Raw genomic sequence first — 14,809 nt, 5'->3', positions numbered from 1 at the left:
CCGGCAACTTTTTTTGTCATCGGAAAAAACATTCAGGGTAATGAAAACATTTTGAAACAAATCGATGCAGACGGACACAGTATTGGCAACCACAGTTACACGCATTCTTTTTATATAGATTTTAAAAGCCTACAGGGCTTTAAGAATGAACTAAATCAGACCGCAGAAAGTGTATTCAACATCATAGGCAAACGCATGAAACTGTTCCGGCCGCCCTATGGAGTCACTACACCCAATCTTGTAAAAGCCTCAAACCTATTGGACTACAACATCATCGGCTGGACCATCCGCTCGTTCGACACAACGGATGACAGCGTGCAAACCATAAGCCGGCGCGTACAAACACAAATAAAACCGGGGACAATTATTCTGTTTCATGATACTTCGGATAAAACTGTCCAAGTATTAAAACAAACACTTAATTTTGCGAAAGAAAATGGCTATAAAATTGTCAGTGTAGAGCGGCTTTTGAAGATTGAAGCTTATGAATAGCTGAACGGCTACAGAGTGACTCGGTTTTCTCTATCCATCTGATACAGGATAGTTGAATTAAGCATATCTTTTGTGCCAAGGTATGGTTTGTCCGTTTACGCTCTTGCTCGTACATTGCTCTACCGTCCATCGATGCAATCGTAACTCGACCTGTGTACTAATTCAATAATACACCCTAAACGCTCGCTGTATCTGCTCAAACTCATACAGATAGGGCTTTGCCACTTCGTAATTAGCCGCCACGACCAGCAAGTCATGGGAAAAAACCGAAGTGTTGTACCAGTTGAAACTGCCTTCAATGACAATGTAATCGTCGATAATGCAATATTTGGAATGGATCGGAGAATACGGCACCGGATGGTCGTCTTGCCCGTAAACCAAGCCGACCGGAATACCGGCATGCTTTAACCTGTCTACTGTCGGCAGCAACGGGCGATTCAGTTCATCATGCATCGAGCGCTCTATGCCGACGCGTCCCTGTCTGGCTAAGTGCCCGTTCAGCAAAATATGTACGTGGACGCCCCGGTTCTTGGCATTGATCAGCGCATTGACCACGCTGTCGTGATGATCTCCAAGCAAATCGCCGATCAGGAACAACGACACTTTAATCGAATGTCTGGCGCGGTGTATTTCTCCCAATATGGCATGATGCGGACGGTAGGGCTTGCCGTTCAGCATAACGTGACGGCCGAAAGTGTACAGCAGGTTGAAATGGCTTAACGGATCGATGCCGTATTTCTGGATGACTCCGCCGCGCTGGCTTTGGAAGATATTGTCCAGCAGGCGGCAGATGCCTTTGGAATGAAAAGTCATCCCCGATTCCCAATTGGCCCACCAGCGGTCGAAGGTGATATTAAAGGAACCCAATATGCTGTCCTCATCGTTAAAAATAATGAATTTGGTGTGCATGTCCGGTTCCACTTCAATCAAATGATGCTTGGGACTGCAAAACACTCCGATCAATTCAATCCTCGAACGCTTTAACCGTGCATAGTTTTGGCTATTGGTCAGTGTCATTTTCCGCCAGTCCACGATGCACTGAACCAAAACTCCTTGATCGCTGGCGCTTATTAAATGGGTAATAAAGTCATGGTCGTCAATGCAGTCCACACTGACCTTTATCGTGCATAAACGTCCCGGATTCTCATGCTTGCAGCGGATAACCTTGTCGATAAGGTCATGAATATAGCGTTTGGGATGATAGGGGTGATGCTGCTGCCCTTTGGTAAATTTAGGCACCAGTTGCAGTGCTTCGAAATGATGGTTATACCAATCGACATCGCTCTGTAATTCACCGGCATTTAGCTCATAAGTCCGATAGCTACTCGCCGTTACCCAGTCTCCGGTGATCTTACGGTGCTGCAACTGGTCTCCCTGAAGCTGCGGCCAGTCCATAAAAATATATTCGTTCCGGGAAGCAATGGAGTGCTCATCCAGATGCACGATGAAAGCGAACTTAACGCAGTTGATCTGGCCGAAGTTGCTGGAAAACGGGTGTATATAAAAGTCCCGCGTACAGCGTTTGTGGCGATCCCAGTGAATATCGTAAGCATCGGTATCGACTATGTAAGTTTCGCATATCGCATCGCGATAGACTTTTAAGATAACCTTTACATTAGCCTGAACGCCGTAAAATACGTCGAAATCTATTTTTCCCCAGCGGATATAAAATTTGTCGTTGAAATCGTTTACTCTTTGAAAAGAACCGCCCAGATTTGCATGAGTCGGCGAGGCATAGTGTTCAGCTATCTGCATATAAGTTTATCTCCATGATAAAGGCCGTGGGCGTGTTCAACATTAGTTTGTCAGGTTACGCTACCAGCAGTAGGCACTTTAGGCGCAGCTTCTGCTCCTGCTCACGCTAAGTACCTACATCCATGTAGGCAACGCAGGGAGCAGTTGCCGAGGCGACCCAATCTACGGCTCAAAAGTCATAAAATAACCGCAATGATCGGAAACCCTTCCATAATCCTGCTCTGTAAACAAAACTCTGGCTGACGTAACCTTAAGCTCGCTGGTTTTATTCAGAAAAATATAATCGATACGATAATCATCGCTCAGATAATTTTGCCAATAAGGGTCGCTAGCTCTAAAGATTTTTTCAAACACGCCCTGCGAGTTGGCAGATAAATACTGGTCGTCATATTGGTGGGAATCGACCACCAGATGATAACCGGTTGAACCGGCGGTAATATTAAAATCGCCGCATAACAACGTGGCGCTAACCTGCGCCGACTGTTTAGCCTCGGCCCATTCGCACAAAGATTTAAATTGCTCGGCAAAACCGTTTTCCCACCAACTTAAATGCGCCGAAAAAACATTAACCCGTCCGATATAAGGCACCTTGATTTGCGCCATGACGACTTTTCGGGAATGAATGCTGTAAATATCATGACTGCTCGACACATACTTGGCGTCCGGTTTAATGAGCGGAAATTTGCTTAATATCGCAACGCCTTCACGGTATTTGTCAAAGCCCAGATGCGACCAGTCAGTGTAAATATGATAGAGCGTAGCCAAGCGATCGTTAATGATTTTGGCGGAATTGGACTCCCAGTCCCCTGCCCCATCGTTCCAAAGCTCGGCCACCTCCTGAAGACAAACAACGTCGACATTCAACTCATCAATCGCTTTGGCTATTTGAGAGAACTTATAGTCCTGATTATCTTCCTGATAGCAATGCAGGTTAAGAATCAAAATCTTGAGCGGCTCGCGGCTGAGCGAATAGTTTTTGCCGTAGTTATTGTCCCAGAAAATCTGCCCGTCGCGTTCGACTGAAATGCTGTATTGCAAACGAAACGCTTGGCCGACTCTAAGCCAGCCTTTCCAGATTGCAGCCCCATACTGATTGGGGTTTCTGGCATTACTGAGAGCAATTTTGTCCCAGTAGTTTCTTTTAAAATAACACTGGGTTTTATGGGTATGACGCCAGTTATCCGTAGACCAGTGTACGGTGATCTTATCGGCATCGGTGAACTTGTCTACCGCTACGGTGACCGGAACGTTTTTTTTACCTTCGTCCAACTTGTTCGCAAAACCGATGTTTAAAACCGGTGCTGAGCAAGCGATCATAATGCCTGAGTCGGCCTGACTGGAATAATTCCTGCCCTGATTGTTATCCCAGTATTCGGCGCCAGAAGCCTGATAACGCAATCCGAACTGGATATTGCCGGGCAGCGATTTGGCCGGGCTGAGCTGGAAATTTGCCTGAGCCTGCCAATACTCCTGAGCGTATTCCAGCTTACTATGATAGCTTGCCGGCAAGGTTTGCCATACGCCATCTTCGCCTGCCCAAACCACATCGATCCGCTTGTCGTGGCTTATGTTTTCGACCCGCATAAAAAAGTTCAACGTTTGCTGGACGCCGGACTTTTTTCGGGTAATTACATTTTCAACATACAGCAGTTGGAGTTTGTCCATCCTTTGTCTCCCTGATTACTGGCCTGGGATACAGGCCGGAAGGAAAGTAGATTAATTCACCACAAAGTTTTTATCTTGGCTTTTCGTAACCGCTTAAACGCTCAGACCCTCCAGGTTTTTAAAACCTGGAAGGTCTAAAGTAGCAGTGCGGATTAATTAGCGAGCGTTGTGTTAATGCCCTTTCCGGGATGAAGGATTGTAATCCCGAAAATCAATGTCCGGAAAAATATTATCCATGATCTCCAGCGCAGATAAATATCGCTCGTTGATCCTGTTCTTACGAAAACTGTCGTGTAGATAATTAAATCTGGCCAGATGATCGGTAATGCGTTTATTCGCATAATCGACGGTTGTCCCTGACTTCATAATAAACGGCCAATCGGAAGCTTGGGCCAACAAAATAGATCTGGCGGCCTGATTCAAAGTCCTTGTCTGTAACGGGGTCAGCGTTAGTCTCTGAACATCGCTCGCCAGTTTTTCCATCTCCCGTTCGGCCTTGTGCAACAACGGATAAATCCAGTCATTCGTTTCATTGATCCAGTAGCCGGAATAGCCTTGATCGCCCCAAGTCGATGTGGCTGGCGTAGCTATTTGAGCGGACGGCCGCCGCTTTAAATACTCGCCGCAACTGATGAGTTGAACGCCGCCGGTGCTCTCGCCAGCCAATCTCAGCACGCATTCCAGCCAATATGTCCCTTCAAACCACCAATGACCGAACAGTTCGGCATCGTAAGGCGCAACAATAATCGGCGGTCTATCCATGGTAGCGCCAAGCCGGCCGATTTGATGCTGACGCTTATCGATAAAATCCAAGGCATGTTGATACGCCTTTGCTTTGGCCTGTCTTGGATTATAAATTTCCTTGGGCCGGTTATCGCCGGTCACTCGATGGTGCTTGATGCCGGTATTGGTTCGGGTTTTGCCGTCGAGAATATAAGGCGCGATATAATCCAAGTCCAGCTCAAAGCCGATGTCGCTATAGTATTCGCGATAATCGGAATCTCCCGGATAGCCTTCCTTTGCACTCCAAACCTGCTGCGATGATTCGGGATCCCGCGCAAATGCCGCAACGCCATTGCCGCAATCGAGCGGCGCATAAACGCCATTACGGGGCTGTTGACTTGCATTCATTACGCCGTGCGTATCGACGAAAAAATATTCAATACCGGCATCGGCCAATGTAATCTCAAGGCCCGGATAATAGCCGCATTCAGGCAGCCAAAAGCCGGCCGGATTACAACCAAAGTTGGACTTAAACGTTGCCACGCCGATATTGATCTGGTTACGGACTGCGGTTTCGCTGACATTGAGCAACGGCAAAAAACCGTGGGTCGCGGCAGTCGTTATCAACTCAAGCTTGCCTGTGGCCTGATGTTTTTTAAACGCCGCCAATAAATCGCCTTGGTAACGCTCTTGATAGATATTTAACGCATCCAGGAAAAAACGGCGATACAGCCGCGCTAATTTTTGATATTCCGGCTGCCTGCGGGTTCTGGTAATTTCCTTTTCGGCTAATTCCAGCCGGCTATGCAGATATTTCAGGTAGCGTTCTTGCAGCAAGTCGTCTCGCAACATGAACATCAGCGTCGGCGACAATGACAGCGTTAGCCGGTAGTCCACCTTATCGTCGTGCAACCGATCGAGCACGCCGATCAGCGGCAGGTAACATTCGGTGATGGCTTCGAACAGCCAGTTCTCCTCAAAAAAACTGTTATGTTCAGGATGCCGCACATAGGGAAGGTGTGCATGGAGAATAAGACTCAGGAATCCTTGTCCAGCACGCGGTAAGCTTTTTGTCATCACGCTCGTTTGCTGATTCCTCGGCCTGACGCGCTATTGCCAGAGCAATAAGTCGCGTCATAATGCCACGCCGTTTGTCCATGCGGAGCATGAACGATGTTTGAATGCACGAATTCGATAAAGCTGTCATCGGCGCAACATTTGCCAATTGCCGCTGAATAAGCCGTGTCCTCAACCGCTGTGGGTAAGGCTACTTGTTGATGTGCGATGGAGCTATCAATGGCGACGTCGAACCATACTGCCGCTTCGGCATCTGCTTTCTGTTCGTCGGGTTGCGAATAAACTCTTAAGGTAAGTTGTTCTTTGTTATCGTTATCGGATGCGGATGCGGATTTTTGAGTATTTCCTTCAAGATGCCAATAGGCATAAAGGTGTCCGGGATCGACCGGCAAAAGCACCAGTTCGGGAGCGTTGTAAGAGGATGGTTTCGGCGCAAAATCCCGACCGATTTCTTCGCTAATATCCAGTAACTCTTTTGGCGAGAGCCTGACTTTTTCGACAAGCTCCGGCATCCGGCTTGAAAAACATGGCGTAAAATTCCGGGTAATTTCCTGGCTTATTTCAAGCATTTCTTTCGCCGATAGATTGATTTTGGAATTGTGTCCTGAATACAAAAGCGTCATCACCAGCCTTAAAGGTTACGGTCACCTTATCTGAATATATCTTTGACTATCATTAAAGATGGCCTAGAAAAACAAGTTGATTCAAGTATACGGAGTAAACTCCGCATGGTCTAGTTGCGGTTTTAATTAGCTTGGAACAGGCCGGTGTTTTCTACAATTACCGCGAATGTAACAACTCGCAATAAATAACGACAATCCGGCTACTTAGCGGATAAAAATTTTGTGTGGCGGCTGTTGATCTTACAAGAGCACAATACCCTCCGGCGACTACAGCAACGCATCCCAAAGCCACCCTGCCGGCATAGCGCTGACTCGACATAACCCATTGAAACCATGGATATTTACATAAGTATTGGTACGAACATACTTCAACCGGCTTTATCATTATATTGCTCCTTAATTATATTCTGCTAAAACTACAACACGAGTGGAGCGCAAAAGATTCCGATTAAAAAATAATCAAGATATTAAATAATGTTACGCACGGATGTTTTTTGTCCCGTATGCCGCGCCGAGCACCGGAGCTTTCGGCGGGAATAGCCCGAAAGGGGCGCTGCATGGATGCAGCGCGTTGCCAGAGGGCCAAGGATGGCCCTTCTGGCAACCCCCGTCGAAAGCGAGGAGCGCAGGATCAAAGCGGCAACCGGGTCGCCTTTTCTTTGGTTACTTTCTTTTGGCGACGCAAAAGAAAGTAACTCGCTTTCGGGTGCGAGAACCCGATTTAAATAACGTCGCGGTAGCGACACCTTAAATAATAAAAATGTTATAGCTTCCCATATCGTTAAATCGACGGTCCGAATACGAAAATTTCAAGCCTCTGCTTAAGACGACATCAACACCACCGTGTCTTCTGGCTTAAAAGCAGAGGACTCTCCAATCGAGTAACCGGAAAATGAGGAAATATTATGCAAACGCAAAAAGTAGAACTTCAATTTATCACCGGCCTGAAGAGAACTATTTTCCGCAACGCCCGCTTACGCGGCAGTTGGGACGGTAATGGCCGATACTCGGAAAACTGGACAGAAGTGCCGATGCAGGAAAAAATAGGAGAAGACGGATGCCCGATCTTTATAGCCCCGGTCACACTTGACCTTGTCGATCAGGATAAAATCTTCAAATGGGGAGTGGTTCTCGATGGGCCGCAGGGCACCAATTTCTGGGGCATTCCGACTGAAGTGCATGATGCTGACTCCGTGGAACGCCATCGCCAGTTCCGGCTCAGTAACAATGGAATAGCATCACAAATCGAACGCTATTATTTCACTTACGGTCGCCGATTGGGAGCCAACAAACATTTCTCCTCACCAAACGCTACACCGAGTCTGCGTTTTGCCGTCTGGGCGCCCAATGCACAAAATGTGGAAGCGGTCTTCGGCAACCCGGCCAACGGTTACATTGCCGATGACGGCACCGGAATCGATCCGGTGCAGCCCGTGGTCGCACTGTCCCGCTTATCCGACGGCATTTGGGAAGGCGGGCCTCGCGGTGACTATGAAACATTTAAAAGCCTTCCTTACATGTATCGCATCCGGAATGCCCAAGGGGATATTGTTTATCGCACCGATATTTTTTCCCGAAGCCAAATCGGTAAAGGCGACGTCGATCCCGCTGATAGCCCTTGGGGCGAGACAATCGACACATTGGACGGCACCGTCGGTTGCAGTGTAGTCATCGACCCCGATGTAGTGCGCCGGGGATTCGAGTCTGCGCCTGATGGGATTCAACCGGACCTGATTAGCGCGGAAAAATTCTGGTCTACTGAATTCACGTCCGGATTGCCGATACCCACCCGCTTGGAAGACTTGGTTATTTATGAATTACATATCGGCTCATTGGGATTTGGTAAAAACCGCATCGGCAATTTGAGTGATGCCCTGTCATTTCTTGATCATTTGGTCGACCTTGGCGTTAACACCATCGAGCTGTTGCCGTTAGCAGAGTTTAAAGGCAATGCCGCTTGGGGCTATGGCGACACGCACCACACTTGTATTGAATCCAGTACCGGAGGGCGCGACAAATACCGCCATTTCGTCAGGGAATGCCACCGGCGGGGCATCGCCGTCATTCAGGACGTGGTCTACAACCACTACGACCCTAAGGCAGGCCGTGCCGAATGGCAATACGACTCGACCGCTCATGAACAGAATATTTATTACTGGTATGAGGGGCGGCCTTCTGACTACTCCTTCCTGGAAGGGGGCTATCTCGACAACGGCTCTACCGGTTACACACCGCGCTTTTGGGACGAAGTCGTACGCCAACAATTCATCAGCAGCGCCGCCTTCCTGATTGAGGAAATGCATGTCGACGGATTACGCGTGGACTTAACCCAAGCTATCCACCGCGACAACGCGCTCCACGCAGACGGGCGTTCGATCGGCAACGCCAATATCTTCGGGCAGAAATTGCTGCGGGAATGGAGCCGCACGCTACACATGATCAAGCCTACAGTAATGCTGATTGCTGAGGATCACACCGAATGGGATGCCGTGACAAAACCGCCTGCGCAAGGCGGGCTGGGATTCAATGCCAAATGGGAAACAGCGTTCTACCACAACTTGATCGGCGATTCCGATATGGCCGGAAATAAAGCGCGTCTGTTGAAACTAGCCGGATACGGCGATAGCGAGTTGCTCAAAATGGACTGGTTTTCCGAAGCTCTCTACAACAGCCGTAACAATCAAGTCGTTTTCCATGAATCTCACGATGAGGCCGGCAATGCCGGCGGCACAGCTCGAACCATGGTGACAGCCGTCAACGGCGCCACTATTTCTGATGGCACGCGCCCTTGGGCAGAAGCGCGCTCTCGCCTATGCTTCGGCTTTTCGCTGCTTTCCGCAGGCATCCCAATGTTCTTTATGGGTGAAGAAATCGGAGCGCAAAAACGCTACACGTTCGATAATTTTAAGGAAAACCGCGAAGACATATTGGGCGAACGGAATGGAAACGGCAAAGCGCTATTTCGCTTTTATCAGGATCTTATCACCCTCAGTCGTCGGCTACGCTCGATTCGCAGCCACAATATCGACATTCTTCATGTCTCTAATTCCAACCGCATCCTTGCTTTCAAGCGTTGGAGCGGAGATGAGGAGGTTATTATCGCAGCAAGCCTTAACAATACGGCTTTTACCAACGGTTACGTCATCGAAAAAGATTTGCCGGCTATCCCTAACGCCCGTTGGAAGGAAATTTTCAATAGCGATGCCCCAATCTACGGCGGTCGAAACATAGGTAATTATGGCGCAAGCCTCTGGTCGGACCAAGGCAAACTCAACGTGCAGATCCCTGCCAACGGTTTTGTCGTATTTGTTAAACAATAAACTTAGAAAAATCAGTTAGCCACGGATTTACACAGATAAACGCCGGTAATACATTGAGTTATGCAAGCATAACGGTTCACCCAACAAGTGTGCCGCAAAGAACTCGTATAAGCCATTGTCCACCTGTGTAAATCCGTGTCTATTCGTGGCTCAAATGCTCTTTTCAGGATAAAGGCTAAAAATCAAATCAGTGCCAATAGTGAACCGGAAACGACTTCATTCCGCCAATGGCTATTTTGGTCATCCGTGTGGACTAAGAAATGCAGCTGAAATCTGCTTGACTTTGTGTTCGGGTAAGCTCTGACTCATCAGTTTAATACTATAATCTCATAGCAAATATAACAATGTTGACCGTCTATTAAAAATTCATTAAGCGAAATTTTTAATTTAAAGGTTGAAAAAACAGTTCAAATTTATTAATTTTCCTTGATGGGTAAATCAATTAGTTTTATAGGTAATTTCCAATGTTTAAATCTGCTCGGACTTTTTGCCAACGTAATGCTGAAACAGGCTTAATGGAATGGTTTTTCCATGCACGCGAAGGTATTTACGGTCCTTTTTTTGACAAAGAAAAAGCGGTGAAAGCGCTTGAAAAGTTTATTAAACAAAATATTGAAACTTTCGACGATGGTGGACGAAGTTCAAACAGTCAAGCTAAACTGAGCCTTGAACAGCCTGTTATTTCTGTAACCACAATAAAGTTTGATAACCTTAAGAGCAAACGAGGAAAAGATAGCTAACTTTTTTAAAGTTAAGAGCCAATGTTATTAAAGAGTGTTGTTAAATGATTGCCGGAAATGGGAGAGCGTAAAAATATCCGTGTAAACTGCCGTTAAAAAATCTCAGCATCTCATGTTCGACCTCTCACTGGCGGATCAAACGCCAAGCCAGTTTTGCGGTTTCAAAAATTCTTCATAAAGCACGGCTTCCGTACTGCCGGGCTCCGGTTGCCAGTTGTATTTCCAATGGGCTACAGGCGGCATGGACATTAAAATCGATTCGGTCCGTCCGCCGGATTGCAGACCAAACAATGTGCCGCGATCGTAAACCAGATTAAATTCAACATAACGTCCGCGACGGTAAAGCTGGAAATCGCGTTCCCTGTCGCCATAAGACGTATCTTTGCGTTTTTGTATGATAGGCAGATAAGCATCAATATAATGATTGCCTACGCTTTGCATAAAAGCAAAAGACTTCTCAAAACCCCATTCATTCAAATCGTCAAAAAACAGACCGCCTACACCGCGGGTTTCATTTCTGTGTTTAAGAAAGAAGTATTCGTCGCACCATTTTTTGTAAGCCGGATAGATATCGTCGCCGAAAGGCTGACAGGCGGCGCGGGCGGTTTGATGCCAATGCATCACATCTTCTTTAAACGGATAAAACGGCGTTAAATCAAAACCGCCGCCGAACCACCAGATGCTCGGCTCGCCCGGCTTTTCCGCGATTAAAAATCGCACATTGGCATGCGATGTCGGCACGTAAGGATTATTCGGATGAATGACCAAAGACACGCCCATCGCCTGAAATTGCCGGTCTGCAAGCTCCGGGCGTTTAGCCGTTGCAGAAGGGGGGAGCTTAAAACCGGATACATGCGAGAAGTTCACGCCGCCCTGCTCGATAACCCGGCCATTAGCCAATACCCGGGTTCTGCCGCCACCGCCTTCCTCTCTATTCCAAAGGTCTTCGACAAACCGGGTTTCAGGCTCTACAGATTCCAGCGCTACGCAGATTTGATCTTGCAAGGTAAGCAGGTAGTTTTTTACTTTAGTGATGTCGTCAATATTCATACGTAATGTCAGTGTTGTGTTTTAAATGCCGGTAATTAAAAAATCCAGAGCCGCAATAATATCGTCTCTGTAGCTTGATAAATCAGTCAGAGCGTTGCCAAGCTCTTTTCTGTATATGCCGGCAAGTTGTGGAGTTAACAATAAATAATGCTCGCCATTTATTGCCAAACTCGGTATCAGACCGGGCATTTCCATGGATTTGGTTTCAGAGGCAAGACACATCGGGATAACGACAGTAGTCGCCAAATTACTCAGCAAGTCGTTTTGAACATCCAGCAAAAAGGGAAATAATTTTTTGCTTTTCGGATTGTTGTTTTCGTATACATCAAACTGAGCCATTAAAAACTCCTTAGATCATCACCAAAAACCCCATGATTCTCAACGTGTTCATTATAGTTGGCTATGGAATTTTGATTGCTGGACAGCCAAGCTCTACTTTGCTGTTGCTTGACCATATCGATGAGTTTTTGCTCAAGCGCAGCAGAAAGATTAATGTCGAGTTCTTTTGCTTTTTTTAATAAATCGCTGTTTATGCTTAAATTGGTCGGCTTCTTAGCGGCGGATAAGTCGTAGAGTTGCTGCATGGGATAATCCTCTCTTACATTAATGATGCGCATATTCTGTGCGCATTTTAAGAATTTAACAAATAGAAAAAGCAAGCGGTAGCGTATACTTAATTCATCCAAGCTGTTATTTAATAAAGCTAGCAGCTACATCATGGAACAGCCCAATAATAGCTACCAACTTGCGCATTGAGCTTACCCTTAAACATAAAACCCAAGAGGCCGAAAAATGTTAAACACACACTCCATCAAAGCAACGAAATTTATTCTGGCAATGCTTGTAATATTATTCTTTGGAAGCTCCCAATCTGTTTCAGCCCAAGAAAATACAGGCCTAAGCAGAACCCCTCTCTTAGAAAAAAAGCTGGCGCTTCCGAGCCCTAATATTAACGCTAAAGTAATACGGGTCGCGTTTCCGCCCGCTTTTAAAACACCTTGGCATACCCATGAAGGGCCGGGGCCCCGTTATGTAGTCAAGGGTGCATTAAAAGTCGTCGAACACGGAAAAACCGCTACTTACTCCGCAGGTGAAGTTTTTTGGGAAACGGGCGAGCTGATGTCGGTAGAAAACGCAGGTGACGAGGCGGCAGAACTGATTATTTTTGAATTAGCGCCAGTCAAGTAAGTTAGCTGCCAAATATTATTATGTACGAAGCTCCTGAACAATTTACATTGCCGGAAGAAGTAAAAGAGTTTCATAAAGATTGTGATTCTTTAGGAATAGTTAATGATTCTGAGAACTGGTATATAACGCCTGAATGGAACTTAAGGTTTAAAGAGCACTTTGAGAAATTGTTAAAGCTTGCGGAATCTGGCGAACCTTGGTCACAGTATAACTTAGGCAATATATATCTCGGTGGTTACCTCTATAGTTCATTGGAAGAATATGAGAAAAACTATGAAAATGATGTAATTATAGGCAGCAAATGGCTTGAAAAGGCTGCTCAGCAAGGTTTTGTGGCAGCTGTAGATACTTTAGTTGTCGTAGGTATAGGTTCTGAATCTGATAGGCTCAGGGAAATTTCAAAGGAAATAGAAAAGGAATATCCTGAATATATAGAAAAATGGGAAAAGGATGAAAACATCCCAGTAATTATGCCTTCATTTTTCGAAGCGGTTTATAAGAGAGCATATGGAAATGAAAGCTGACAAGGCGCTAAAGCGGAACGGTCTCTATCTATCGCTTTCGCTCCTTAGCTTTACGTTATACCTCTCCTCTTGTTGAAACCTACATGGATGTAAATGACTGCTCAGCGGATTGGTAGACACTTACTTGTGAGTTGCCGATTATGGAAAATCTCTCCCCATCTTCTATCCCATCCGATTAAATTTAATGCGTATTTCTCTAGCTTACATTAGTATTATTTTACTTTGGGCGACAACGCCGCTGGCTATCAAATGGAGTGGCGAAGGGCCGGGGTTTCTGTTCGGAGCCACCAGCCGCATGGTAGTGGGTTTGATCTGTATATTATTGATGATGGGCCTGTCGAAACAACGCATGCTATGGCATCGCAAAGCACTGCAAACTTACTTGGCTGTAACTCTGCAAATATACGGATCGATGCTGACAGTTTACTGGGCAGCGCAATTTATTCCTTCCGGTTGGATTTCGGTGATATACGGCCTCCTGCCGTTAATGACCGCTTTATTGGCGGCTATCTGGTTAGGAGAACGGAGTCTGACTCCCGGCAAACTGCTCTCGTATGCTCTGGGCATTGGCGGTTTGTGGGTCATGTTTGGCTCGGCATTGCAATTGGGGCATGACGCAGTGCTGGGCATCACAGGCGTACTGGTATCCTCATTTTTTCAAGCGGCCAGTTCGGTTTGGGTCAAACGCATTGACGCAAACATTCCGGCTTTATCCCAAGTAACCGGCGGCCTGTTGCTGTCTGTGCCGGTTTATCTGATTACATGGGCAGTATTTGACGGATATTGGCCTGCTGAAATATCACCCATCAGTCTGGCATCTATTATCTATCTTGGCGCCATCGCCACGACATTTGGCTTTGTGCTTTATTATTACTTGCTGATCCATCATAGCGCTACCAAAGTTGCGCTGGTTACTTTGGTTTCGCCGGTTATGGCTCTGTTGTTGGGCCACGCCGTTAACCATGAACCGCTAACCATGAAAGTCGCAACAGGTACCTTACTGATACTCGGCGCATTGCTGGTGCATGAGTTTTTTGATCGATTAATCAGTTCAAAGCAAGCCACTCCTCACCGATAAACCGTCAACTCCTATTTTTGCAGTATGTGCTCTACCGTACCGACTGCGATTGGCTTTACAGCTAAAGTTTTTTCAAGTTTTAATGCGGTTCCTGTCTTGTTTTGAAATTTGGTTTTTGATCGAGATAGCTTACAGCATTTCCAAATTCAGTTAAGGAACATGCATAAATTAATTTAAGCAATTACCATGAAGGACATGAAGTGTTAAATCCTTCATGTCCTTCATGTTCTTCATGGTTTAAAAATAAATCTTGCTCAAGTTATTTCATGTACGTTCCTAATTACTAAAATAGTTGCCAAGAAGTGACGGGAGTGCAAGCTTCGCTTGCCAGCGCAGGCCAAGCCTGCACTCCAGCGGCAAGATTATTTTGATGACTTATTAACTAACTGATGTTATGCACAGATAGTTTTTGTCCTGTTTGTCGCACTGCCTGAGTGTAGAGCAAGGATGAGCTCAACTCGCGACGCAGCGCGCCTTTAACTGCATTCCCACGCAGCGCGTGGGAACGAGCGGAAGGTTAGTGACGATAGCACGGATTGAATCCCGTATGCCGCGCCGAGTACCGGAGCTTTCA

The 14,809-nt window shown here is 46.5% G+C and carries 13 protein-coding genes; 6 read left to right on the top strand and 7 right to left on the bottom strand.

Translation table 11 applies throughout. The features are described from left to right. Positions 1 to 492: polysaccharide deacetylase family protein (locus EPO18_RS11175; RefSeq protein WP_292433448.1), on the top strand; the 492-nt coding region annotated here is incomplete at its 5' end. A 162-nt stretch (positions 493 to 654) separates the two neighbouring features. Here EPO18_RS11175 and EPO18_RS11170 read toward each other — a convergent pair. The 4 genes from EPO18_RS11170 to EPO18_RS11155 form a co-directional block, all read right to left on the bottom strand. Then, positions 655 to 2,247 carry a phospholipase D-like domain-containing protein gene (locus EPO18_RS11170; protein ID WP_292433447.1) on the bottom strand — a complete coding sequence of 531 codons (1,593 nt, stop codon included), beginning with the start codon at positions 2,245 to 2,247 and terminating at the stop codon, positions 655 to 657. Positions 2,248 to 2,409: 162 nt separating this feature from the next. Beyond that, a complete protein-coding gene (locus tag EPO18_RS11165; protein ID WP_292433446.1) occupies positions 2,410 to 3,912 on the bottom strand; it encodes an endonuclease/exonuclease/phosphatase family protein in 1,503 nt (500 codons plus the stop codon). Positions 3,913 to 4,083: 171 nt separating this feature from the next. Next, the gene (locus tag EPO18_RS11160; protein ID WP_292433445.1) at positions 4,084 to 5,712 is read right to left on the bottom strand and encodes a glycoside hydrolase family 57 protein; all 1,629 of its coding nucleotides are present in this window, start codon (positions 5,710 to 5,712) and stop codon (positions 4,084 to 4,086) included. Then, positions 5,712 to 6,281, bottom strand: coding sequence for a DUF4912 domain-containing protein (locus tag EPO18_RS11155; protein ID WP_292433444.1), 570 nt, complete (start codon positions 6,279 to 6,281; stop codon positions 5,712 to 5,714). Before EPO18_RS11155 ends, EPO18_RS11160 begins: the two co-directional genes overlap by 1 nt. 959 nt (positions 6,282 to 7,240) lie before the next feature. Here EPO18_RS11155 and EPO18_RS11150 point away from each other — a divergent pair. After that, the gene (locus tag EPO18_RS11150) at positions 7,241 to 9,655 is read left to right on the top strand and encodes an alpha-amylase family glycosyl hydrolase (protein ID WP_292433443.1); all 2,415 of its coding nucleotides are present in this window, start codon (positions 7,241 to 7,243) and stop codon (positions 9,653 to 9,655) included. A gap of 464 nt (positions 9,656 to 10,119) precedes the next feature. Next, the gene (locus EPO18_RS11145; protein WP_292433442.1) at positions 10,120 to 10,395 is read left to right on the top strand and encodes a DUF6316 family protein; all 276 of its coding nucleotides are present in this window, start codon (positions 10,120 to 10,122) and stop codon (positions 10,393 to 10,395) included. A 135-nt stretch (positions 10,396 to 10,530) separates the two neighbouring features. Here EPO18_RS11145 and hemF read toward each other — a convergent pair whose 3' ends face one another. Genes hemF through EPO18_RS11130 form a run of 3 tightly spaced genes read right to left on the bottom strand, consistent with a single transcriptional unit; the run spans position 10,531 to position 12,131 of the window. Then, positions 10,531 to 11,445 carry an oxygen-dependent coproporphyrinogen oxidase gene (hemF, locus tag EPO18_RS11140; protein ID WP_292433441.1) on the bottom strand — a complete coding sequence of 305 codons (915 nt, stop codon included), beginning with the start codon at positions 11,443 to 11,445 and terminating at the stop codon, positions 10,531 to 10,533. Between the two features lie 21 nt (positions 11,446 to 11,466). Further along, positions 11,467 to 11,784, bottom strand: coding sequence for a CcdB family protein (locus EPO18_RS11135; protein ID WP_292433440.1), 318 nt, complete (start codon positions 11,782 to 11,784; stop codon positions 11,467 to 11,469). Continuing rightward, positions 11,784 to 12,131 carry a type II toxin-antitoxin system CcdA family antitoxin gene (locus tag EPO18_RS11130; protein WP_292433439.1) on the bottom strand — a complete coding sequence of 116 codons (348 nt, stop codon included), beginning with the start codon at positions 12,129 to 12,131 and terminating at the stop codon, positions 11,784 to 11,786. The genes EPO18_RS11135 and EPO18_RS11130 overlap by 1 nt, the downstream gene beginning before the upstream one ends. Before the next feature lie 106 nt (positions 12,132 to 12,237). Here EPO18_RS11130 and EPO18_RS11125 point away from each other — a divergent pair, with 106 nt between their 5' ends. The 3 genes from EPO18_RS11125 to EPO18_RS11115 all read left to right on the top strand — a co-directional run bounded on the left by EPO18_RS11125 (position 12,238) and on the right by EPO18_RS11115 (position 14,235). Beyond that, the gene (locus EPO18_RS11125) at positions 12,238 to 12,633 is read left to right on the top strand and encodes a cupin domain-containing protein (RefSeq protein ID WP_292433438.1); all 396 of its coding nucleotides are present in this window, start codon (positions 12,238 to 12,240) and stop codon (positions 12,631 to 12,633) included. Positions 12,634 to 12,653: 20 nt separating this feature from the next. Continuing rightward, complete coding sequence (locus tag EPO18_RS11120; protein WP_292433437.1) at positions 12,654 to 13,157, top strand: SEL1-like repeat protein; 504 nt, start codon at positions 12,654 to 12,656, stop codon at positions 13,155 to 13,157. Positions 13,158 to 13,341: 184 nt separating this feature from the next. Beyond that, positions 13,342 to 14,235: a DMT family transporter gene (locus tag EPO18_RS11115; protein WP_292433436.1), complete on the top strand. Its 894-nt coding sequence runs from the start codon at positions 13,342 to 13,344 to the stop codon at positions 14,233 to 14,235. Positions 14,236 to 14,809: the final 574 nt, after the last annotated feature.

Source organism: Methylobacter sp., assembly GCF_004322395.1.
Classification (GTDB): domain Bacteria; phylum Pseudomonadota; class Gammaproteobacteria; order Methylococcales; family Methylomonadaceae; genus Methylobacter_A.
This window is presented reverse-complemented; position numbering and strand designations above follow the sequence as displayed.

What these genes read in the sequence shown, in the direction of transcription:
- EPO18_RS11120 (WP_292433437.1), top strand. Translation starts at nt 12,654, where the DNA reads ATGTACGAAGCTCCTGAACAATTTACATTGCCGGAAGAAGTAAAAGAG.
- EPO18_RS11145 (WP_292433442.1), top strand. Translation starts at nt 10,120, where the DNA reads ATGTTTAAATCTGCTCGGACTTTTTGCCAACGTAATGCTGAAACAGGC.
- EPO18_RS11160 (WP_292433445.1), bottom strand. Translation starts at nt 5,712, where the DNA reads ATGACAAAAAGCTTACCGCGTGCTGGACAAGGATTCCTGAGTCTTATT.
- EPO18_RS11125 (WP_292433438.1), top strand. Translation starts at nt 12,238, where the DNA reads ATGTTAAACACACACTCCATCAAAGCAACGAAATTTATTCTGGCAATG.
- EPO18_RS11135 (WP_292433440.1), bottom strand. Translation starts at nt 11,784, where the DNA reads ATGGCTCAGTTTGATGTATACGAAAACAACAATCCGAAAAGCAAAAAA.
- EPO18_RS11115 (WP_292433436.1), top strand. Translation starts at nt 13,342, where the DNA reads ATGCGTATTTCTCTAGCTTACATTAGTATTATTTTACTTTGGGCGACA.
- EPO18_RS11155 (WP_292433444.1), bottom strand. Translation starts at nt 6,281, where the DNA reads ATGCTTGAAATAAGCCAGGAAATTACCCGGAATTTTACGCCATGTTTT.
- EPO18_RS11170 (WP_292433447.1), bottom strand. Translation starts at nt 2,247, where the DNA reads ATGCAGATAGCTGAACACTATGCCTCGCCGACTCATGCAAATCTGGGC.
- EPO18_RS11165 (WP_292433446.1), bottom strand. Translation starts at nt 3,912, where the DNA reads ATGGACAAACTCCAACTGCTGTATGTTGAAAATGTAATTACCCGAAAA.
- hemF (WP_292433441.1), bottom strand. Translation starts at nt 11,445, where the DNA reads ATGAATATTGACGACATCACTAAAGTAAAAAACTACCTGCTTACCTTG.
- EPO18_RS11150 (WP_292433443.1), top strand. Translation starts at nt 7,241, where the DNA reads ATGCAAACGCAAAAAGTAGAACTTCAATTTATCACCGGCCTGAAGAGA.